Here is a 21,137-nt window from a genome sequence, read left to right on the forward strand (position 1 = left end):
CGCTTACACGCCCTTCTGGATCACGCCGTAGAACACCATCAATGCCGTCACCGCGATCCACACGATCGTCAGCGGGATGAACACCTTCCAGCCCAGGCGCATGATCTGGTCGTAGCGGTAGCGCGGGAAGCTGGCGCGGAACCAGATGTACGCACTGGCGAAGAACAGCACCTTCATCAGCAGCCACGGCCAGCCGCCGGTCCAGATCCAGTTGACCCACGGCGAGATGTCCGCGGTGACCCAACCCTGGATCGGGCTCAGCCAGCCGCCCAGGAAGAAGATCGAGACCAGGAAGCTGACCAGGATCATGTTGGCGTATTCGGCCAGGAAGAACAGCGCGAACGCACCGCCCGAATACTCGACCATGTGGCCGGCGACGATTTCCGACTCGCCTTCGACCACGTCGAACGGCGCGCGGTTGGTCTCGGCTACGCCGGACACCCAGTACACGATGAACAGCGGGAACAGCGGGATCAGGAACCAGTCGAAGAACCCGGAGCTGCCGGCCTGCGCCTGCACGATCGTGCTCAGGTTCAGGCTGCCGGCCGCGATCATCACGCCGACCAGGGCGAAGCCCATCGCGATCTCGTAGCTGACCACCTGCGCCGCCGAGCGCATCGCGCCCAGGAAGGCGTACTTGGAGTTGGACGCCCAGCCGGCCAGGATGATGCCGTACACGCCCAGCGAGGTCATCGCCAGCAGGTACAGCAGGCCGGCGTTGGCGTTGGACAGCACCAGCTTGGCGTCGAACGGCACCACCGCCCAGGCGGCGAAGGCCGGCGCCAGGGTGATCAGCGGCGCGATCACGAACATCGCCTTGTGCGAGCTGCTGGGCTGGATGATTTCCTTGAACAGCAGTTTGAAGACGTCGGCGAAGGCCTGGAAGATGCCCATGCCCACGTACATCGGCCCGTGGCGCACATGCATCCAGCCGATCAGCTTGCGCTCCCAGACCACGTAGAACGCCACCGCGATGATCACCGGCATGGCGATCAGCAGGATCTTCAGCACGATCCACAGGACCACGCCGAGGGCGCCCAGGCCGAGGAACCACTGGTGCAGCGGGTCGACCACGTTCAACAGCATCTCGTTCATGCAGCCACCACCGTCACCCGACCGGCGCCCAGCGGCGCGGTCGCGCCGTGGCCCGTTTCGATCCAGGCCGCGCCCGGCGCGACCCGCTTGTCCGTCGCCAGCGGCAACGTGGCGCTACCCGCCGCGGTGCCGACCTTGACCATCTGCCCGTCGCTCAGGCCCAGGCGCGCCGCCTCGTCCGGATGCAGCGCAATGCCCGGCGCGCGGTTCAGCGGATGCTGCTGCAGCGCCTGCGCGCGGCGCACTACCGCATCGGTGCGGTAGATCGCCGGACTGGCGGCCAGTTCCAGGCCCTCGTCCTGGCGTGCCGGCTGCGCCGAGCTCGCCGCGGCGACCTCGCGCGGCTGCAGGCCGTCGCGCAGCCCGGCCAGGTCGATGAACTCGAAGCCAGGCAGGCCCAGCTCGCCGCCGAGCGCGCGCAGTACGCGCCAGCCCTCGCGGGCCTCGCCCGGCAGCTTGCCGCCGGCGCGGGTGCGCTGGTCGCTGCCGTTGAGGTTGGTCAGCGTCGCCTCGATTTCCGGCAGCGCGCCGATCGGCAGGATCACATCGGCCACGTCGCGGGTGGAGGCGCAGGCGAAGTGACTGAACGCCACCACCTTGGCGCCGGCCAGCGCGCTGCGCGCGGCGGCGGCGTCGGCGAAGTCCAGGCCCGGCTCCAGGCCGTACAGCACATAGGCGCTGCGCGGCTCGGCCAGCATCGCGGCGACGTTGCGACCGCGCGGCAGCACGCCGTAGCGCGACAGGCCCAGCGCGTTGGCACCCTGCGGGATGCGGCACAGCGCCGCGCCGGTGGCGGCGGCGAAGTCGCGCGCGGCGGCACGCAGCGCCGCGGCCTGCGGATGGTTCTCGGCCAGCGCGCCGACGATCAGCACCGCACGGCCGGCGCCCTGCACCGCGTCGCGCAGCGCGGCGTCGGCCAGCGCCTCGGCGAACTTCGACGGCGCCACGATCTGGCGGCCGGCCTGGTCGAAGGCCACGTCGAAATCGACCGGGTTGATCGAGTACACCTTGGTCTGGCGCTGCATCCGCGCCTTGCGCAGGCGTGCATGCAGCAGCGGCAGTTCATGGCGCAGGTTGCTGCCCAGGATCACCACCACGTCGGCCTGCTCGATCTCCGCCAGCGGCAGCGCGAACGGCTCGGCCAGCGCGGCGTCGGAGAAGTCGCGGTTGTACACGCGGTGATCGAGGTTGCCGCTATCCAGACCGTCGGCCAGGCGCGCCAGCAGCGCGCCCTCCTCGTTGGAGGTGGACGGATGCGCGAGCACGCCCAGCGCGTCGCCACGGTTGGCCTTGAGGATCTCGCTCGCGGCGGACAGCCCTTCGGCCCACGACACCTCGCGCCACTGCCCGTCGACCTTGCGCATCGGCCGCAGCGCGCGGTCCTCGGCGTACAGGCCCTGGTGCGAATAGCGGTCGCGGTCGGACAGCCAGCACTCGTTGACCGCTTCGTTGTCGCGCGGCACGGTGCGCAGCACTTCGCCGCGGCGCACGTGCAGGAACAGATTGGAGCCCATCGCGTCGTGGTAGCCCAGCGACTCGCGCGCCACCAGTTCCCAGGGCCGCGCGCGGAACTGGAACACCTTGTTGGTCAGCGCGCCGACCGGGCACACGTCGACCACGTTGCCGGACAGCTCGGTGGTCAGCGGCTTGCCGTCGTAGGTGCCGATCTGCAGGTTCTCGCCGCGGTACATGCCGCCCAGCTCGTAGGTGCCGGCGATGTCCGCGGTGAAGCGCACGCAGCGCGTGCACTGGATGCAGCGGGTCATCTCGGTGGCGACCAGCGGCCCGATGTCCTCGTCCGGCACCACGCGCTTGCGCTCGTTGAAGCGGCTGACCGAACGGCCGTAGCCCAGCGACACGTCCTGCAACTCGCACTCGCCGCCCTGATCGCAGATCGGGCAGTCCAGCGGATGGTTGATCAGCAGGAATTCCATGACGCTGCGCTGGTACTTCAGCGCCTTGTCGCTGCGCGTCTGCACCTTCATGCCGTCCATGACCGGCGTGGCGCAGGCCGGCGACGGCTTGGGCGACTTTTCGACATCGACCAGGCACATGCGGCAGTTGGCCGCGATCGGCAGCTTCTCGTGGTAGCAGAAGCGCGGGATCGGGATGCCGGCCTTGTCGGCGGCCTGGATGATCATCGAGCCCTTCGGCACGACCAGCGACTGGCCGTCGATCTCGACGGTCACATGGCCTTCCGGCACGACCGCGGGGGTCGCGCCGGGATTGTTGGGTTGCGCGCTCATGCGGCGGCTGCCTCCAGCTTCTTGCCGTCAACCATCGAATGACCGTTGACGATGTAGTACTCGAATTCGTCCCAGAACTGGCGCAGGAAGCCCTGGATCGGCCAGGCCGCCGCTTCGCCGAAGGCGCAGATGGTGTGGCCTTCGATCTGCCCGGCGACGGTGCGCAGCTGGTGCAGGTCTTCCATCGTGGCCTTGCCGGCCACGATGCGCTCCAGCACGCGATGCATCCAGCCGGTGCCTTCGCGGCACGGGGTGCACTGGCCGCAGGACTCCTTGTGGAAGAACTGCGAGATGCGGCAGGCGAACTTCACGCAGCAGACGCTGTCGTCGAGCACCACGATCGCGCCCGAGCCCAGGCCGGTGCCCAGCGCGCGCAGGGTGTCGTAGTCCATCTGCAGATCTTTGAGCTGCTCGGCCTTCAGCACCGGCATCGACACGCCGCCCGGGATCGCGCCCTTGAGGGTGCGGCCCGGCTTCAGCCCGCCGGCCATTTCCAGTAGTTCGTCGAAGGTGGTGCCCAGCGGCACTTCGAAGTTGCCGCCCTTCTGCACGCAGCCGGAGACCGAGAAGATCTTCGGGCCGCCGTTCTTGGTCTTGCTCAGCCCCAGGAACCATTCAGGGCCGTTGCGGATGATCGCCGGCACCGACGCGTAGGTCTCGGTGTTGTTGATCGTCGACGGCTTGCCGTACAGGCCGAAGTTGGCCGGGAACGGCGGCTTGTAGCGCGGCTGGCCCTTCTTGCCTTCCAGCGACTCCATCAGCGCGGTCTCTTCGCCGCAGATGTAGGCGCCGGCACCGAGGGCGCCGTAGATGTCGATGTCGATGCCGCTGCCGAGGATGTCCTTGCCCAGCCAGCCATTGGCATAGGCATCGGCCAGGGCCTGCTCGAAATGCTCGAACGGCTCGTGGTGGAACTCGCCGCGCAGGTAGTTGTAGCCCACGGTGGAGCCGGTGGCGTAGCAGGCGATGGCCATGCCCTCCACCACCGAATGCGGGTTGTAGCGCAGGATGTCGCGGTCCTTGCAGGTGCCCGGCTCGGATTCGTCCGAGTTGCACAGGATGTACTTCTGCGGCGCGCCCTTGGGCATGAACGACCACTTCAGGCCGGTCGGGAAGCCGGCGCCGCCACGGCCGCGCAGGTTCGACTGCTTGACCATCTCGATCACCTGCTCCGGCGGGATCTTCTCTTCGAGGATCTTGCGCAGCGCGGCATAGCCACCGGTCTTCAGGTAGCTCTCGTAGGACCACGGGGTGTCGTAGTGCAGCGTGGTGTACACCACCTGGTGCGGCTGCGGCGCGGGGCCGACCGGACCGGTGGGGGCGTGGGGATGCTGTGCCATTGCCGTTACTCCAACCCGTCCAGCAATTCGTCGACCTTGTCCTTGGTCAGATGCTCATGGTAGTGGCCGTTGATGACCATCATCGGTGCGCCGGCGCAACCGGCCAGGCACTCTTCCTCGCGCTTGAGGTAGACGCGGCCGTCGGCGGTGGACTGGCCCAGCTTGCAGCCGAGCTTCTTCTCGGCGTGCGCGACCAGATCCTCGGCACCGTTGAGCCAGCAGCTGATGTTGGTGCAGAACGCGACGTTGTTGCGGCCGACCTTCTCGGTCTCGAACATCGAGTAGAAGCTGGCGACCTCGTAGGCCCACACCGGCGGCAGCTCCAGGTACTTGGCCACGCCGGCGATCAGTTCGTCGGTCAGCCAGCCCTGGTTCTGTTCCTGCGCGGCGTGCAGGCCCTGCAGCACCGCCGAGCGCTTGCGGTCCGGCGGGAACTTGCTCAGCCAGTGATCGATGTGCGCGCGCGTCTTGTCGCTCAGCACCACCATCGGATCGACGTCGCGCGCCGCTTCGAAATTACCTGTCGCCTTCATCGGTCGACCTCACCAAACACCAGATCATAGGTACCAATCATCGCCACCACGTCGGCCAGCATGTGGCCGCGCACGATCGCGTCCATCGACGACAGATGGGCGAAGCCCGGCGCGCGCAGGTGCACGCGGAACGGCTTGTTGGCGCCGTCGGACATCAGGTAGCAGCCGAACTCGCCCTTCGGCGCCTCGACCGCGCAGTAGGTCTCGCCGGCCGGCACGCAGTAGCCTTCGCTGAACAGCTTGAAGTGATGGATCAGCGCTTCCATGTCGTCCTTCATCTCGGCGCGCTTGGGCGGCGCCACCTTGAAGTTCTCGACCATGACCGGGCCCGGGTTGGCCTTCAGCCACTGCACGCACTGCTTGATGATGCGGTTGGACTCGCGCATCTCGGCCACGCGCACCAGGTAGCGGTCGTAGCAGTCGCCGTTGGTGCCGAGCGGAATGTCGAAATCGACGCTGTCGTACTTGGCGTAGGGCTGCTTCTTGCGCAGGTCCCAGGCGATGCCCGAACCGCGCAGCATGGCGCCGGTCATGCCCCAGGCGTAGGCCTGTTCCGGGGTGACCACGCCGATGCCGACGGTACGCTGCTTCCAGATGCGGTTGTCGGTGAGCAGGGTCTCGTACTCGTCCACGCGCGCCGGGAAGGTGTTGGTGAACTCCTCCAGGAAGTCCAGCATCGAGCCTTCGCGCGCGGCGTTGAGCCGCTTCAGCGCATTGCCCTTGTGCCAGCGCGATTCCTGGTACTTGGGCATGCGGTCGGGCAGGTCGCGATAGACGCCGCCCGGGCGGTAGTAGGTCGCGTGCATGCGCGCGCCCGACACCGCCTCGTACACGTCCATCAGCTCTTCGCGCTCGCGGAACGCGTACAGCATCACCGCCATCGCACCCAGATCCAGGCCGTTGGAGCCGACCCACATCAGGTGGTTCAGGATGCGGGTGATCTCGTCGAACATGGTGCGGATGTACTGCGCACGCTCCGGCGCCTCGATCCCCATCAGGGTCTCGATCGCGCGCACGTAGGCGTGCTCGTTGCACATCATCGACACGTAGTCCAGGCGATCCATGTAGCCGATCGACTGGTTGAACGGCTTGGACTCGGCCAGCTTCTCGGTGCCACGGTGCAGCAGGCCGATGTGCGGATCGGCGCGGACCACGGTCTCGCCGTCCATTTCCAGGATCAGACGCAGCACGCCGTGCGCGGCCGGATGCTGCGGGCCGAAGTTCATCGTGTAGTTGCGGATTTCCTGCTTGGCTTCGGCAGGATTGCTGGCGAACCCGTCGTGCGCCTGGTGGTACTCGCTCACTTGGCGGACTCCTTCTGTGCTTCGCCCGCCGCGGTCTGGTAGCGCGCATCGTCGCGGATCACGCGCGGCACGCCCACGCGCGGCTCCACCGAGGTCACCGGCTCGTAGATCACGCGCTGCTTCTCTTCGTCGTAGCGCACTTCGACGTTGCCGATCAGCGGGAAATCCTTGCGGAACGGATGGCCGACGAAGCCGTAGTCGGTGAGGATGCGGCGCAGGTCCGGGTGCCCGGCGAAGACCACGCCGAACAGGTCGAACGCCTCGCGCTCGAACCAGTTCGCGCCCGGCCAGATGTCGGTGACCGAGGCCACCACCGGCAGGTCTTCGTTCGGCGCGTAGCAACGCACGCGCAGGCGCTGGTTGTGGCGGTAGGAAATCAACTGCGCCAGCACCGCGAAACGCTGCTGTGGGACCGGCAACGGCTGGGCGCCGCCGGCAGCCTCGCCGCTGGGGAACTCGCCCCAGGCGAAACGGCCCACGGCCTTGCCTTCGACGCCGCGGCTGAAGCCGTGCGAGGACACGTCGGAGGTATCCCACTCGTCGCTGCCGTAGCCGAGGTAATCGACGCCGCACAGGTCGGACAGCTGTTCGAAACCGAACTCGTCGCGCAGCGCCAGGCAGGTGGCGTGCCAGGCGTCGGCCGGAACTTCCAGGGTGACTTCGCCGCGCGGAAGGGCCACGAAGACCTGGCTGCCGGGGAAACGGGCGCCGAGTCGGTCGCTAAAGGAAGATGCTTGCTCTGCCATGGGGGCTTGGCGTGCTCTCGAGGAAAGAGGAATCAGCGCGCGATGGTCTGGGTTCGCCAGATCTTCTTCTGCAACTGCAGGATGCCGTAGACCAGGGCCTCGGCGGTCGGCGGGCAGCCCGGGACGTAGACGTCCACCGGCACGATGCGGTCGCAGCCGCGCACCACCGAATACGAGTAATGGTAGTAGCCGCCGCCGTTGGCGCAGCTGCCCATCGAGATAACCCACTTCGGGTCCGGCATCTGGTCGTAGACCTTGCGCAGCGCCGGGGCCATCTTGTTGACCAGGGTGCCGGCGACGATCATCACGTCGGACTGGCGCGGCGACGGGCGGAACACCACGCCGTAGCGGTCCAGGTCCAGGCGCGCGGCGCCGGCGTGCATCATCTCGACTGCGCAGCAGGCCAGGCCGAAGGTCATCGGCCACATCGAGCCGGTGCGCGCCCAGTTCAGCAGCGCATCGACGCTGGTGGTGACGTAACCCTTTTCCAGCAGCGGGTTTTCGCCTTCGGGACGCAGGATGTCGTCCACCCGCCCTTCCGGGATCGGGTTGGTCATCAGGCGATCCAGGGTCTGAATCACTCCCATTCCAGCGCTCCCTTCTTCCACACGTAAACAAAACCGAGGAACAGCATGCCGACGAACAGGCCCATGGTGACCAGGGAGCGAGCGCCCAGGTCCATGAACACCTGCGTCCACGGCACGATGAAGATGATTTCCAGATCGAAGACGATGAACTGGATGGCGATCAGGTAGTAGCGCACATCGAACTTCATGCGCGCGTCCTCGAAGGCCTCGAAGCCGCACTCGTACGGCGAGAGCTTCTTCAGGTCGGGACGCCGGGGACCGAGGAACCGTCCCACCAGCATCAGCGCGACGCCGATACCGGTGGCCACGATCAGAAACAGCAGGGTCGGCAAATATTCGGCCAGCACTCGCGATTCTCTCTTGCCTGTGCCCGCGCGCGTGCCACGCAGGCATGGGATAGACGATTCTCCGTGCGAGGGCGTGATGCCTTCGCGCAGAAACCGTAGCCAAACAATGGTGCCCAAGAGGGGACTCGAACCCCTACGACCTAAGTCGCTACCACCTCAAGGTAGTGCGTCTACCAATTCCGCCACCTGGGCTTGCGTAAAACCTGCGCGGCAATCCCGCCGCGCAGCATATTGTAACCGCCTTCAGTCTTTCTGCGACGGGGCAGGCGACTTTTCTTGCGCTTTTTCCGGCGCCTGCTGGGCGGACGGGGCGGCGGCGGGGGCAGCCGGCGCCGCGGCGGCGGCCGACGGCGCCTGCGGGACCTGCAGTTCGCCTGCCGGCGCAGCCGGCGCCGGGGTGGCCGACTGCGACATCACGCCCAGATTGGCGTCGGCCGGACGCGCGCTGTGGCCGGCGTACCAGGCCATGAACAGGCTGATGGCGAAGAACACCACCGCCAGCCACTTGGTCGACTTGGACAGGAAGTTGGACGCGCCGCGCGATCCGAACACGGTGCCGGACGCGCCGGCGCCGAACCCGGAACCCGCCGCCGCACCGGCGCCGCGTTGCATCAGGATCAGCGCGATCATCGCGATCGCCACCAGCACGTAGACCACATTGAGGATGACCATCAGCATTTCGAAATCCGTCCGGACAGTACGACTTGGGGGACGAACGGCCGCCAGCGGCGGCCGTTCGCTCAACAGGTGGCCGCCGCTCGCACGATGGCCAGGAATTCCGCGGCGACCAGCGAGGCGCCGCCCACCAGCCCGCCATCGACATCCGGCTGCGCGAACAGCTCGGCGGCGTTGTCGGGCTTGACGCTGCCGCCATACAGGATCGGCAACGAATCCGCGATTCTAGCATCGCGCGCCGCCACTTCGCCACGGATGAACGCGTGCACCGCCTGCGCCTGCGCCGGGCTGGCGGTGCGGCCGGTACCGATCGCCCAGACCGGCTCGTAGGCCACCACCGCGCGGGCGAAGCCCTCGGCGCCGACCAGGTCCAGCACCGGCGCCAGCTGCGCGGCGATGACCGCCTCGGTGCGCCCGGCCTCGCGCTGCTCCAGGGTCTCGCCCACGCACAGGATCGGGACCAGCCCGGCGTGCAGGGCGGCGGCGAACTTGCGCGCGACCAGTTCGCTGCTCTCCTGGTGGTACTGGCGCCGCTCCGAATGCCCGACCAGGCCGTAGTCGGCCCCGACATCCACCAGCATCGCCGCCGACACCTCGCCGGTGTAGGCGCCCTTCTCGTTGCTGCTGACGTCCTGCGCGCCGAAGCGCAGCAGCCGGTCCTCGAAATGCTCGATCAGGTCACCCAGGTACGGCAGCGGCGGCAGGATCACCACTTCCACGTCGTGCTCGGCCTCGTGCAGCCCGGTGACGATCTCCCGTACCAGGTCGGCGGCGAAGTGGCGGGTGCCATGCAATTTCCAGTTTCCGGCTACGATCTTGCGTCGCATCGGCGCATCTCCGGCGAAAAAGTGCCGAGAGGATAGCCGATGCGCCGCGAAGCGCCGGCATCGTCCCTGCCGTTCCACACTCCCCCGCCCCGCTCCACGCCCAGAGACCGTCATGACCCTGCTTCCCGGCTACGCCCTGATCACCGGCGCCTCCAGCGGCATCGGCCGCGAGATCGCCCGCGAATACGCCCGCCGCGGCGTGCCGCTGATCCTGAGCGCGCGCCGCGAGACGCAGTTGCAGGCGCTGGCCGCCGAACTGCGGCCGCAGGTGCCGGTGGAGGTACTGGTCGCGGACCTGGCCGATCCGGCCGCGCCAGCCGCGCTGGTGGCCGAGATCGAACGGCGCGGGCTGGCGGTGCGGATCCTGGTCAACAACGCCGGCTACGGCGTGCCCGGCCGCTACATCGCCCAGGACTGGGCGGTGCACGCGGCATTCCTGCAGGTGATGGTCGGCGCCGTGTGCGAACTGACCTGGCGGCTGCTGCCGGCGCTGCGCGCCAGCGGCCACGGCCGCATCCTCAACGTCGCCTCGTTCGCCGCCCTGGTGCCCGGCGCCGACGGCCACACCCTGTACGCGGCGGCGAAGAGTTTCATGCTGCGCTTCAGCGAATCGCTGGCGCTGGAGAACGCCGACCGCGGCGTCGGCGTCTGCGCGCTATGCCCCGGCTTCACCTGGTCCGAGTTCCACGACGTCACCGGCACCCGCGAACAGATGGACGCCCTGCCGCGCTGGCTCTGGCTGCAGACCGCCGCGGTGGCCCGCGCCGGCATCGACGGCGCCGAACACGGAAAGGTGCGGGTGGTCCCCGACGCGGTCTACCGCGTCCTGCTCGGCCTCACGGCACTACTGCCCAATGCCCTGCTGCTGCGGATGATGGGGCGCGGCTCGCATCGGATCAGGTCGGTGGAATAGCCCGCGCCCTGCCGGTCCTGCGAGCGGGGTCCGGGTATCGCGCCGCGCGGCAGGCCGCTAGGGCTGGTTGACGATATCGCCGTGTAGCGGCGCCAGCCTGGCCAGCAACCGGTTCTGCACGCGGCGCTGGATGCCGCGCTGGTCCATTGCCCACACCAGGTCCTCGACCAACGCGTTGAAGTCCGCCTCGTGGATCGGCAGATGCTGGTGCGCCTGCTTCATCGGCTTGGCGGTGTCGGCGCATGGCCCGTCGCTGAGGTGGCAGAACTTCTGCACCAGGCGCTGGTCCAGCATCACGATGTTGACCCGGGCGAAGTGCTGGACGATGCGCGGGTCGTCGGCGATGCGCGACAGCAGCGTCTCCACCAGCGCCTCGATGCCGGGCTGGCCGCCCAGGTCGGCGTACAGCGTGCGCGGCGGCCGCGGGGCGCTGGCGCAGCCGGCCAGCAGCGCGGCCGTCGCCAGCAGAATCGGGATCAGGACGCGCATCGGCCTGGCCATGTCAGAACGCCACCTGCAGGGAGAGATAGGGCCCGCGCTGGTCGCGCAGGGTGGCGACGTCCCCGAGGTCGGCCCAGGCGCCGACCACGGACACGCGCTTGTTCGGGAACCATGCCACGAACGCATCCGCCCAGGCGTCCTCGCGGGCGAATCCGAGGTTGTCCGGTTTCTGCCGGTATTCCAGGCCCAGCACCCAGGACGGGTCGAGCACCACCGCGACGCTGGCCTCGGCCACCAGCCGGTAGGTATTGCCGCGATCGCCGCCGAACCCGAGCAGCCCGGTCTGGTTGGCGCGGGTGGCGCGCAGGGTGCCGTTGACCAGCAACTGGTAGCCACCGGCCGCGTCCAGCCACAGCTTGGCGGCGCTGAGATAGATGTCGGTGCCATGGTCGGCGCGCGCGCCGATCGCCAACGGCAAGGCGCCGTCGCGCAGCCGCTTGTATTGCACCCCCAGCGCCACCTGCGGCGCGGCGCCGTAGATCAGGTCGCCGCCCAGCCGCAGCTTGGCGCCGACCACGTCCTGACCGAGCGCATGCCACGGCAGCGCCAGCCGCCGCTGCAACGTGCCCAGGTCCAGGCGCTGCCGCGCCAGCGACAGCTCCAGGCGGTTGCCCAGGGTCAGCGCCGCCCCCTGCACGTCCAGCCGGTAATCGCCGCTGTCCACGTGCGTGGCGAACAGCACCGCGCCGTCCTGATCGCGCGTGCCGTAGCCGGACAGGGCCGCCCACGGCACGATGCCGCCACCGCCGCTGCCTTCCACGCTGGAGGCGCCGCCGGTGGCCAGCAGCCGCCCCTGCCCGGCGCATGCCAGCCCCGGCAGCAAGGCCGCGGCCGCCAGCAGCGCGCGTCGTGGAGAGCGGGGCCGGGTCATCGGGGCGTCTCCTCGGTCAGGGCCGGCGTGGCCGCGCCGGCCGCCGCGCGGCGCGCGCACCAGGCCAGCAGCGCCGGCGCATCCAGCGGCGGCGCGTACAGATAGCCCTGCGCCACGTCGCAGCCGTAGCTGCGCAGCAAGGCCTCCGCAGCGGCGTGCTCGACGCCCTCGGCGACCACCTGCAAGCCCATGTGGTGGCCCAGGTCGATGGTACTGCGCACGATCACCGCGTCGTCGCTGCCCGCGGCCAATTGCAACACGAAGCTCTTGTCGATCTTCAGTTCGTGTACCGGCATGCGCTTGAGCTGCGCCAACGACGAATAGCCGGTGCCGAAGTCGTCGATGGACAGGCGTACACCGCAGCGGCGCAGCTGCTGCAGCATGTGCAGGGCGTGCTCGACGTCGCGCATCAGCGCGCTTTCGGTCAGTTCCAGGGTCAGCCGCGGCGCGGCCAGGCCGTGCCGCGCCAGGCAGCCGCTGACGAACGCCGGCAGCCCCGGATCGTTGAGATCCAGCGCCGACAGGTTCACCGCCAGACCAAGATCCAGGCCCTGGCCGCGCCACTGCGCCTGCAGGCGCATCGCCTCGTCGAGCACGAACTGGGTGAGTTGCTGGATCGCGCCGGAGTGCTCGGCCAACGCAATGAACTCGTCCGGCCCGATCGGGCCGAGCAGCGGATGCCGCCAACGCAGCAGCACCTCCACTTGTTCGACCGCGCCGCGCGCCAGGCAGATCTTCGGCTGGAAGCGCAGCGACATCTCGCCGCGCGCGATCGCCTGGCGCAGGTCGCCGGTCAGGCGCAGGCGGCGCAGGTGCTGCTCGTCCTGCCCGTCGCGGTACACGGATGCGCCGCCGCCGTGTTGCCGCGCCTGCTGGCGGGCGATGTCGGCGCGGCGCAACAGGGTGTCGGCATCGGCGCCATGCGCGGGAATCAGCGCGATGCCGATGCTGGCGTCGGCCAGGATCCGCGCCTGCGGCAGGCTCAGCGGGTGCCTCAGTTGCGCCAGCAGTTCGTCGGCATAGGCCTCCACCGCGGCGGCATCGGCGTGCGCCAGCACAACCATGAATTCGTCGCTGCCGAGCCGGCCGACCCGGTCCGGCGCGCGCACCGCCTGCTCCAGCCGGCGCCCGGTGTGGACCAGCACCTGGTCGGCGAAATCGTGGCCGAAGCTGTCGTTGAGTTCCTTGAAGCGCTCCAGGTCCAGCACCAGCACCGCGGCGGAACTGGCATCGGCCTGGCAGGCCTCGACCACGGACTGCAGGTGCTGCAGCAGCGCCGTGCGGTTGGGCATCCCGGTCAGCGCATCGTGCCGCGCCTGGTGCAGGATGTCCTGCTCGCGACTGGCGATGCGGCGCTGCATGGCGCCGAAGCTGCTGGCCAGCTCGGCCAGTTCGGCACCGGCGTGCAGCGGCAGCAGCGCCTGGTAGTCGCCGTGCTGGATACGCCGCGTCGCCGCGACCAGTTGCGCGACCGGGCGGCTGACCCCGCGCGCCAGGAAGATCGCCGCCACCAGCGCGGCCAGCGTGGCCACGCCGGCCAGGATCAGGATGCGCAGCTTCAGCAGACGGTACGGCGCGTCGGCGCGGTCCAGCGAGGCCTGCAGCGCGACCATGACCCGGCCGTCGTCGGACGCCGGCCGCACCCGCAGCAGGTAGCGCGCCGGCCCCAACTGCAGCGGCTGCGCGGCCGCCGACGCCAGCGGCGTGCGCCGCAGTTGCTGCTGGAACTGCGCGGCACGCAGCGGATCCAGGGTCGAGGCCAGCACCTGCGGTGCGCCCTGGGTGGTGAAGAAGGTCGCGTCCAGCCCGGTGGTGCCGACGAAATCCTGGCCGAGCTCGTCGCCGGATTCGCCGCCGATCGCGACCCAGCCGACCCGTTGCGGCGCCAGCACCTGCACCAGCGCCAGACGCATGAGGCGCCGGTCCAGCAGCACGATGCCGACCGCACTGCCGTTGCGCTGCGCCTGCCGCAGCAGCGGCTGCACCGCACGCAGTTGCTGCGCCTGCGGCAGCGCCGACAGCCCGGCCAGGAATTGGCCGTCAGCCGACAGCAGCAGCGCGCTGGGCGCGCGCACCCGCGCGGCGTGGTTGCGCAGTGCCGACTGCATGGTCGGCACGTCGCCGCTGGTCACCGCGGCGCGGAAGCCGAAATCGTCGGCCAGCACCGAGGCGGCCTGCAGCAGTTGCTCGTCGCGGCGCTGATCGATGCGCTGCCACACGCGCTCGCCCGTGCGCAGTTCGTCGTCCAGTTGCGCGGCGACGCTGCGCCGGGTCGCCACGTGCACGGCCAGGAACGTCAGCGCCTGGGCCGCCAGCACCACCAGCACCAGCAGCGCGGCGATGCGGGTGTGCAACCGCCACGGCTTCATCGCGTCGGCGCCGTCTGGCTGCGGCGGAACTTGTCCTGCAGCGCGCGGATGCGCGGATCTTCCGGGACGACCGGCGCCGGTCCGCGCGTGGCCAACTGCACCGCCTGGCGCAGCGGCGCGCGCGCTACCTGCAGCGGTTGCGCGTAGCCGGCGCCGCTCAGGCGCGGATGCCACACCCGCAGTTCGTAGGCGCCGGGCGGCACCTCCAGCCGCACCTGCGCGTCGGCGCCGGTCACCGCGAAGTACGGGGTATCCAGCACCACCACGTAGCCGACCATCCAGTCGTGGATGTTGCAGCCCACCGTGACCAGACCCGCCTGCTCGAAGCGCACCGGCTTGGCGGTGCTGCCCTGGTACAGCGGCAGTTCGAAGCGCTTGGCGGGCGAGAAGGAATAGACCTGGTGGCGGATCTGGTCGCTGTTGGGAAAGCGCACCCAACTGCCGGCCTGCACCGCCAGCACTGCGGGCACGAACTGCGAGTTGACCTGATCCATCGTCGCCGTCGCCGAGGCCGTCGCGGCCGGGCGCGCCGGCACGGCCGGTTGCAGGCTGACCACGGCATCGGCCAGCGGACCGGCGGCGTCGGCCACAAGCACCGTGACCGGCGTGGCCGCGGCCGGCAACGCCGCCATCGCGAGCACCACGGCAAGCCAACGGCAGCGGCCTTGCCGCCAGAACGATCCTGTTCGCCTTGTCATCGCACCCTCGCTACGGGCCCGGCTGGCAGCGCCCGGACCTCCCGGACGGCGCGTCGAGGGCGACCTGCAAGCGATATCGGCAGTGAATGGACCCGGCTTGAGGCCGGTCCCGGCCGCCGGGCGTCCCGGCGGCGGCACGCAGCGTTGCGGGCGCCACTTACTTCAGCTTGATCTCGCGCAAGCGCTCTTCCAGGTAGCCCTGCGCGGTGATCGGCTCGGGATAGCGGCTGGGGTTGTCGGCGCTGACGCAGGACGGCAGCACGTCGATCACGAAGTCCGGGTTCGGGTGCAGGAAGAACGGCACCGAGTAGCGCGGCTGGCGCGCCTGCTCGCCCGGGGGGTTGACCACGCGATGGGTGGTCGAGGGGTACACGTGGTTGGTGAGGCGCTGCAGCATGTCGCCGATGTTGACCACGATGGTGTCGGCGTCGGAGGTGAACGGCACCCATTCGCCCTGCTTGGACTTCACTTCCAGGCCGGCGGCGCTGGCGCCGACCAGCAGGGTGATCAGGTTGATGTCCTCGTGGGCGCCGGCGCGCACGTTGGGGATGTCGTCGGCGGTGATCGGCGGGTAGTGGATCGGGCGCAGGATCGAATTGCCCGAATCGGTCTTGTCGACGAAGTAGTGCTCGGGCAGGCCGATATGCAGGGCCAGCGCCGACAGCACGCGCGCGCCGAGCGCATCCAGCGCCTGGTACAGGCCGTAGCCGTGGGCGCGGAAGCCGGGCACTTCGCTCGGCCACAGGTTCGGCGGCATCACCGCGCGGTACGGCGAGTCGTCGGAAATCTCGCGACCGATGTGCCAGAACTCCTTCAGGTCGAAGTGCTTGGAGTCCTTGGCGGTCTCCACGCCGAAGGCGGTGTAGCCGCGCGCGCCGCCGCTGCCGGGCAGGTGGTAGGTGCGCTTGGTCTCCTCGGGCAGGGCGAAGAACGCCTTGAACACGTCGTAGGCCGCGTCGATCTGCGCCTGCGCGATGCCGTGGTTGCGGATGCCGGCGAAGCCCCACTCGCGGTAGGCCGCGCCCAGCTCGGCGACGAAGGCCTCGCGGTCGGTATCGAAACGGGTGATGTCGAGGGTGGGAATGCGCGCAGTCATGGCAGGAACCGTCATCTCGTGAGAGGAAGCAAACGCCGCGCTCAGCGCAGCAGGCGATACAGCAGGTAGAACGTGACCGCCTTGGCGACGATCACGAAGATGGCAATGGCGATCGACTCACGCCGCGTCACGGACCGCCTCGGCCAGCGCGTCGAGGGTCTGTCGCATCAGCGCGGCATCGTCGGCCTCGACCGTGACCCGCACCACCGGTTCGGTGCCGGAGGCGCGCAGGAAGGCGCGCCCGCGCCCCTGCACCGCCGCCTGCGCCGCGGCCAGCGCAGCCTTCACGGTATCGGCCTCGAGCGGGCGCACGCCCGGCTGCAGGCGCACGTTGACCGTCTGCTGCGGCACCTTCTGCAGCCCGGCCAAGGCCTGGCGCAGGGTCTGCCGCGAGCGCTTGAGCACTTCCAGCACCTGTAGCGCGCTGACGATGGCATCGCCGGTGGTGGCGCGATCCAGGCACAGCATGTGCCCGGAGGCCTCGCCGCCGAGCACCCCGCCCTGTTCCACCAGTGCCTGGTGCACGTAGCGGTCGCCGACCTTGGCGCGCAGGAACGGCACCTGCAACGCGGCGAGCGCCCGTTCCAGGCCATAGTTGGTCATCAGCGTGCCGACCACCGGGCCGTGCAGGCGGCCGCTGGCCTGCCAGCCGCAGGCCAGCACGTACAGCAGACCGTCGCCGTCGACCGGGTTGCCCTGGTCGTCGGCCATCAGCACGCGGTCGCCGTCGCCGTCGAAGGCGATGCCCAGGTGCGCGCCATGCTCGCGCACGTTGGCGGCGAGGTTGTCGATGTGCATCGAGCCGACGCCGGCGTTGATGTTGAGCCCGTCCGGCGCGGCGCCGATCGCGATCACCTCCGCGCCCAGTTCGCGGAACAGCAGCGGCGCGATGTGGTAGGTCGCGCCGTGCGCACAGTCCAGCACCAGTTTCAGCCCGCGCAGGTCGAAGCCGCGCGGCACGCTCGCCTTGCAGAACTCGATGTAGCGACCGATCGCCTCGCGCGCGCGCATCGCCTTGCCCAGCCGCTCGGACTCGACCGTGGCGAACGGCGCGTCCAGCGCGGCCTCGATCGCCTGCTCGGTGGCGTCGTCGAGCTTCTCGCCGTGGGCGGAGAAGAACTTGATGCCGTTGTCGTAGTGCGGATTGTGCGAGGCGCTGATTACGATGCCGGCGTCGGCACCGAGAGTGCGCGTGAGGAACGCCACCGCCGGAGTCGGCATCGGCCCGAGCAACTGCACGTTGGCGCCTGCCGCGACCAGCCCGGCCTCCAGCGCCGACTCGAACATGTAGCCGGAGATGCGCGTGTCCTTGCCGATCACCACGGTGGGATGTGCAGAACCGTTATGCGCCAGCACACGCCCCAGCGCATTACCGAGACGCATCACGAAATCGGCGGAAATCACACCCTGTCCGACCCGGCCACGAATACCGTCGGTACCAAAGTACTTACGGGCGCTCATGCAGCACACACCAGTAAGCTGTGAGCAAGCTCTCGACAAATGGCCGGCTTCTGGAAGGAATGGCAAAGACGCGCCGACGTGAAATGTCGGATTCGGCTTAATAAGCGCAGCTGTAGATCGGAAATGCTCATATCACCTCCGTCTTCGCCGGGGCCGGCTGCCGCATCATCAGCGCCAGCAGTTCGGAGAGACGATCGCGCAGTTCGCGGCGGTCGCAGATCTGGTCGATGGCGCCGTGCTCGAGCAGGAACTCCGAACGCTGGAAGCCTTCCGGCAGGGTCTCGCGCACGGTCTGCTCGATCACGCGCGGGCCGGCGAAGCCGATCAGCGCGTACGGCTCGGCGATGTTGATGTCGCCGAGCATGGCGAAGCTGGCCGAGACGCCGCCGGTGGTGGGATGGGTCAGCACCGACACGTACGGCAGGCCGGCCTCGCGCAGGCGGCCGAGCGCGGCCGAGGTCTTGGCCATCTGCATCAGCGAGAACAGGCCTTCCTGCATGCGTGCGCCGCCGCTGGCGGAGAAGCACACGAACGGTGCGCCGATCTTCAGCGCGGTCTCCGCGGCCAGGGCGAAGCGCTCGCCGACCACCGAGCCCATCGAGCCGCCCATGAAGGCGAAATCGAACGAAGCCGCGACCAGCGGCTGGCCCTTGAGCAGGCCCTGCATCGCCACCAGCGCGTCGTATTCGCCGGTGCTCTTCTGTGAGGCCTTGATGCGCTCGCCGTACTTCTTCTGGTCCTTGAACTTGAGCGCGTCGGTCGGACCCAGGCGCGCACCGATCTCGGTCGGCGCGGTGTCGGCGTCGAACAGCGCGGCCAGGCGCGCGCGCGCGCGGATCGCCATGTGGTGGCCGCACTTCGGGCACACCTCCAGGTTCTCCTCCAGTTCCGGCCGGTACAGCACGGCGCTGCAGTTGGGACATTTCTCCCACAAGCCTTCGGGAACGCTGCGCTTCTTGCTGGGCGTGCTGTCGGTGCGGATGCCCGAAGGCATCAATTTGCTGAGCCAACTCATGCGATGTGACGATCCATTGGGCGGCCGCGAGAGCCGCAGAGGGGCGACAGTCTAACTCGGTCCCCCGCTGGCCTGCAGACGGTGGCGCATGGAGCGGCCAGGCCGGCCGGTAGCGGCGCGGCTGCCGCCAGGACGCCTGCTGCGGCCGCGCAACGCGGGACGTGCGGTAGCGTCGCCGCCATCCCGCATCGTCGACACGCAAGCGGGGGCCAGCGACGGCGCGTGCGGTCCGACCAACGATGCATGTACCGTATGATCCGCACGCACCACATTTGCGGCATTGCGGCAAAACGCGAACGCCCGCGCAAGGCGGGCGTTCGCACACACACCGGGCGTGGCTCAGCCCGCGTCCAGCGCCTGCCGCAGCGGCACCAGGAACGCCAGGGCCGCCTCGCGCGCGGCCTGCGGGCTGCCGGCCTCGGCCAGCGCCGCGACCAGCGCGCTGCCGACCACCACGCCGTCGGCATCGACCGCCATGGCCTTGGCGCTGGCGGCGTCCTTGATGCCGAAGCCGGCCACCACCGGCACCGGGCAGCGCGCGCGCAACTGGCGCAGGCGATCGCCGGCGGCGCGGGTATCCAGCCGGTCGGCGCCGGTCACGCCGGCGAAGCTGACGTAGTACAGATAGCCGCGCGCCGCATCGCACAACAACGCGATGCGCGCATCGCTGGTGGTCGGCGAGGCCAGCACGATCAGGTCCAGGCCGGCGTCGGCGAAGACCGTCAGGGTCTCGGCCGACTCCTCCGGCGGCAGGTCGACCAGCAGCACACCGTCCACGCCGGCCGCCACCGCTTCCTCGGCGAAGCGCGCGGTGCCGTGGATCTCCACCGGGTTGAGGTAGCCCATCAGCACCACCGGCGTGGTGGCGTCGTCGCGGCGGAACGCGCTGACCGTCTCCAGCACGTAGCGCAGGCCTGCGCCGCGCGCCAGCGCGCGCTCGGAGCTGCGCTGGATGGTCGGGCCGTCGGCCATCGGATCGGAGAACGGCACGCCCAGTTCGATCACGTCGGCACCGGCCTCGACCAGCGCGTGCATCGCCGGCACGGTCGCCTCCAGCGACGGATCGCCGGCGGTGAGGAAGGGGATCAGGGCCTTGCGGCCTTGGGCATCGAGTCGGGCAAAGGTGTCGGCGAGGCGGTTCATGGGGGACCTATGCGCCCTCTCCCACCGGGAGAGGGGTTGGAGTGAGGGGAAGAGGCGAAGCGGTGCGGAATGTGAGTACGTGGCTGCGCCCGCACCCGCATCCGGCGCTCCGCGCCACCTTCTCCCGAAGGAGAAGGGCAAAGCGTTACAGCGTCAGCCCCTCGCGCGCGGCGATGGTGTGCACATCCTTGTCGCCGCGGCCGGACAGGTTGCACAGCACCAGCGCGTCCTTGGGCAATTCGCGCGCCAGCTTGATCGATTGTGCAACGGCGTGGCTCGACTCCAGCGCGGCGAGGATGCCTTCGGTATGCGCCAGCAGGTGGAACGCGGCCAGCGCTTCGTCGTCGGTGATGCCCTGGTAGATGGCGCGGCCGCTGTCGGCCAGGAACGCGTGCTCCGGGCCCACGCCCGGGTAGTCCAGGCCGGCGGACACGGAGTGGGTCTCGACGATCTGCCCGTCGTCGTCGCAGATCACGTAGGTGCGGTTGCCGTGCAGCACGCCGGGGCGGCCGGCGGCGATCGAGGCGGCGTGGCGGCCGCTGCCGATGCCGTCGCCGGCGGCTTCGGCGCCGTAGATCTTCACCGAGGCGTCGTTGAGGAAGGCATGGAACAGGCCGATGGCGTTGCTGCCGCCGCCGACGCAGGCGCTGATCGCATCCGGCAGGCGGCCGTAGTCGGCCAGCATCTGCGCGCGCGCCTCGCGGCCGACGATGGCGTTGAAGTCGCGCACCATGCGCGGATACGGATCGGGGCCGGCGACGGTGCCGATGATGTAGAAAGTGTCCTGCACGTTGGTCACCCAATCGCGCATCGCCTCGTTGAGCGCGTCCTTGAGCGTGGCCGAGCCGGAATGCACCGGCACCACCGTGGCGCCGAGCAGCTTCATCCGGTAGACGTTGATCTTCTGCCGCTCGATGTCGGTGGCGCCCATGTACACCACGCACTCCAGCCCCAGCCGCGCGGCCACCGTGGCGCTGGCCACGCCGTGCTGGCCGGCGCCGGTCTCGGCGATGATGCGGGTCTTGCCCATGCGGCTGGCCAGCAGCGCCTGGCCGATGGTGTTGTTGATCTTGTGCGCGCCGGTGTGGTTCAGGTCCTCGCGCTTGAGCAGGATCTGCGCGCCGCCCACTTCGCGGCTGAGCCGCTCGGCGTGGTAGATCGGGCTGGGCCGGCCGACGTAATGGGTCAGGTCCTTGTCGTAGGCGGCGATGAAGGCCGGATCCTGGCGCGCGGCGTCGTAGGCGGCGGCCAGTTCCTGCAGCGGGCCGATCAGGGTCTCGGCGACGAAACGGCCGCCGTAGCGGCCGAAATGGCCGGCGGCGTCGGGATAGGCGTGGAAGTCGCTGACGGGGACAGAGGACATGGCGCAA

The 21,137-nt window shown here is 69.4% G+C and carries 20 protein-coding genes and 1 tRNA gene; 1 reads left to right on the forward strand and 20 read right to left on the reverse strand.

Going from position 1 to position 21,137, the window contains the following annotated elements:
- Positions 1-3: 3 nt before the first annotated feature.
- From nuoH to tpiA, 11 genes are all read right to left on the reverse strand, one after another.
- A complete protein-coding gene (nuoH, locus tag RAB70_RS17025; protein WP_017908129.1) occupies positions 4-1,095 on the reverse strand; it encodes an NADH-quinone oxidoreductase subunit NuoH in 1,092 nt (363 codons plus the stop codon).
- The gene (nuoG, locus tag RAB70_RS17030; RefSeq protein WP_148828924.1) at positions 1,092-3,341 is read right to left on the reverse strand and encodes an NADH-quinone oxidoreductase subunit NuoG; all 2,250 of its coding nucleotides are present in this window, start codon (positions 3,339-3,341) and stop codon (positions 1,092-1,094) included. The genes nuoH and nuoG overlap by 4 nt, the downstream gene beginning before the upstream one ends.
- Positions 3,338-4,681: an NADH-quinone oxidoreductase subunit NuoF gene (gene nuoF / locus RAB70_RS17035; RefSeq protein ID WP_148828923.1), complete on the reverse strand. Its 1,344-nt coding sequence runs from the start codon at positions 4,679-4,681 to the stop codon at positions 3,338-3,340. Before nuoF ends, nuoG begins: the two co-directional genes overlap by 4 nt.
- A gap of 5 nt (positions 4,682-4,686) precedes the next feature.
- Positions 4,687-5,214 (reverse strand): NADH-quinone oxidoreductase subunit NuoE, encoded by a 528-nt coding sequence (nuoE, locus tag RAB70_RS17040; RefSeq protein ID WP_010343009.1) that lies wholly within the window; start codon positions 5,212-5,214, stop codon positions 4,687-4,689.
- Entirely contained in the window at positions 5,211-6,518 is a 1,308-nt protein-coding gene (locus RAB70_RS17045) for an NADH-quinone oxidoreductase subunit D (protein WP_017912135.1), read from the reverse strand. The genes nuoE and RAB70_RS17045 overlap by 4 nt, the downstream gene beginning before the upstream one ends.
- Positions 6,515-7,264: an NADH-quinone oxidoreductase subunit C gene (locus tag RAB70_RS17050; protein WP_026144075.1), complete on the reverse strand. Its 750-nt coding sequence runs from the start codon at positions 7,262-7,264 to the stop codon at positions 6,515-6,517. Before RAB70_RS17050 ends, RAB70_RS17045 begins: the two co-directional genes overlap by 4 nt.
- Positions 7,265-7,296: 32 nt before the next feature.
- Complete coding sequence (locus RAB70_RS17055; RefSeq protein WP_010343006.1) at positions 7,297-7,851, reverse strand: NADH-quinone oxidoreductase subunit B family protein; 555 nt, start codon at positions 7,849-7,851, stop codon at positions 7,297-7,299.
- Complete coding sequence (locus RAB70_RS17060) at positions 7,842-8,198, reverse strand: NADH-quinone oxidoreductase subunit A (protein ID WP_010343005.1); 357 nt, start codon at positions 8,196-8,198, stop codon at positions 7,842-7,844. The genes RAB70_RS17055 and RAB70_RS17060 overlap by 10 nt, the downstream gene beginning before the upstream one ends.
- A gap of 107 nt (positions 8,199-8,305) precedes the next feature.
- A tRNA-Leu gene (locus RAB70_RS17065) sits at positions 8,306-8,390 on the reverse strand.
- Between the two features lie 51 nt (positions 8,391-8,441).
- Positions 8,442-8,876, reverse strand: coding sequence for a preprotein translocase subunit SecG (gene secG / locus RAB70_RS17070; RefSeq protein ID WP_043092570.1), 435 nt, complete (start codon positions 8,874-8,876; stop codon positions 8,442-8,444).
- A gap of 62 nt (positions 8,877-8,938) precedes the next feature.
- The gene (gene tpiA, locus RAB70_RS17075) at positions 8,939-9,700 is read right to left on the reverse strand and encodes a triose-phosphate isomerase (protein ID WP_148828922.1); all 762 of its coding nucleotides are present in this window, start codon (positions 9,698-9,700) and stop codon (positions 8,939-8,941) included.
- Between the two features lie 112 nt (positions 9,701-9,812).
- Between tpiA and RAB70_RS17080 the strand changes: the two genes are divergently transcribed.
- Positions 9,813-10,613, forward strand: coding sequence for an SDR family oxidoreductase (locus RAB70_RS17080; RefSeq protein WP_148828921.1), 801 nt, complete (start codon positions 9,813-9,815; stop codon positions 10,611-10,613).
- Between the two features lie 57 nt (positions 10,614-10,670).
- On the opposite strand, the gene RAB70_RS17085 is transcribed toward RAB70_RS17080, so the two are convergent.
- The 9 genes from RAB70_RS17085 to trpB form a co-directional block, all read right to left on the reverse strand.
- The gene (locus RAB70_RS17085) at positions 10,671-11,102 is read right to left on the reverse strand and encodes a group 1 truncated hemoglobin (protein ID WP_082028751.1); all 432 of its coding nucleotides are present in this window, start codon (positions 11,100-11,102) and stop codon (positions 10,671-10,673) included.
- 13 nt (positions 11,103-11,115) lie between these two features.
- Positions 11,116-11,985 (reverse strand): DUF3034 family protein, encoded by an 870-nt coding sequence (locus RAB70_RS17090; protein ID WP_043095181.1) that lies wholly within the window; start codon positions 11,983-11,985, stop codon positions 11,116-11,118.
- Positions 11,982-14,354, reverse strand: coding sequence for a bifunctional diguanylate cyclase/phosphodiesterase (locus RAB70_RS17095; RefSeq protein ID WP_148828920.1), 2,373 nt, complete (start codon positions 14,352-14,354; stop codon positions 11,982-11,984). Before RAB70_RS17095 ends, RAB70_RS17090 begins: the two co-directional genes overlap by 4 nt.
- Complete coding sequence (locus RAB70_RS17100) at positions 14,351-14,986, reverse strand: methylamine utilization protein (protein ID WP_017909805.1); 636 nt, start codon at positions 14,984-14,986, stop codon at positions 14,351-14,353. The genes RAB70_RS17095 and RAB70_RS17100 overlap by 4 nt, the downstream gene beginning before the upstream one ends.
- A 223-nt stretch (positions 14,987-15,209) precedes the next feature.
- The gene (locus RAB70_RS17105) at positions 15,210-16,148 is read right to left on the reverse strand and encodes an isopenicillin N synthase family oxygenase (protein WP_148828919.1); all 939 of its coding nucleotides are present in this window, start codon (positions 16,146-16,148) and stop codon (positions 15,210-15,212) included.
- Positions 16,149-16,265: 117 nt separating this feature from the next.
- The gene (gene glmM, locus RAB70_RS17110; RefSeq protein WP_148828918.1) at positions 16,266-17,609 is read right to left on the reverse strand and encodes a phosphoglucosamine mutase; all 1,344 of its coding nucleotides are present in this window, start codon (positions 17,607-17,609) and stop codon (positions 16,266-16,268) included.
- 127 nt (positions 17,610-17,736) lie between these two features.
- A complete protein-coding gene (gene accD, locus RAB70_RS17115) occupies positions 17,737-18,624 on the reverse strand; it encodes an acetyl-CoA carboxylase, carboxyltransferase subunit beta (RefSeq protein WP_148828917.1) in 888 nt (295 codons plus the stop codon).
- Between the two features lie 339 nt (positions 18,625-18,963).
- Positions 18,964-19,767: a tryptophan synthase subunit alpha gene (trpA, locus tag RAB70_RS17120; protein ID WP_148828916.1), complete on the reverse strand. Its 804-nt coding sequence runs from the start codon at positions 19,765-19,767 to the stop codon at positions 18,964-18,966.
- A 145-nt stretch (positions 19,768-19,912) separates the two neighbouring features.
- On the reverse strand, positions 19,913-21,130 hold the full coding sequence (gene trpB / locus RAB70_RS17125) for a tryptophan synthase subunit beta (protein WP_148829989.1): 1,218 nt from the start codon (positions 21,128-21,130) through the stop codon (positions 19,913-19,915).
- Positions 21,131-21,137 lie beyond the last annotated feature (7 nt).

The sequence above is a fragment of the Xanthomonas sontii genome, assembly GCF_040529055.1.
Classification (GTDB): Bacteria; Pseudomonadota; Gammaproteobacteria; order Xanthomonadales; family Xanthomonadaceae; genus Xanthomonas_A; species Xanthomonas_A sontii.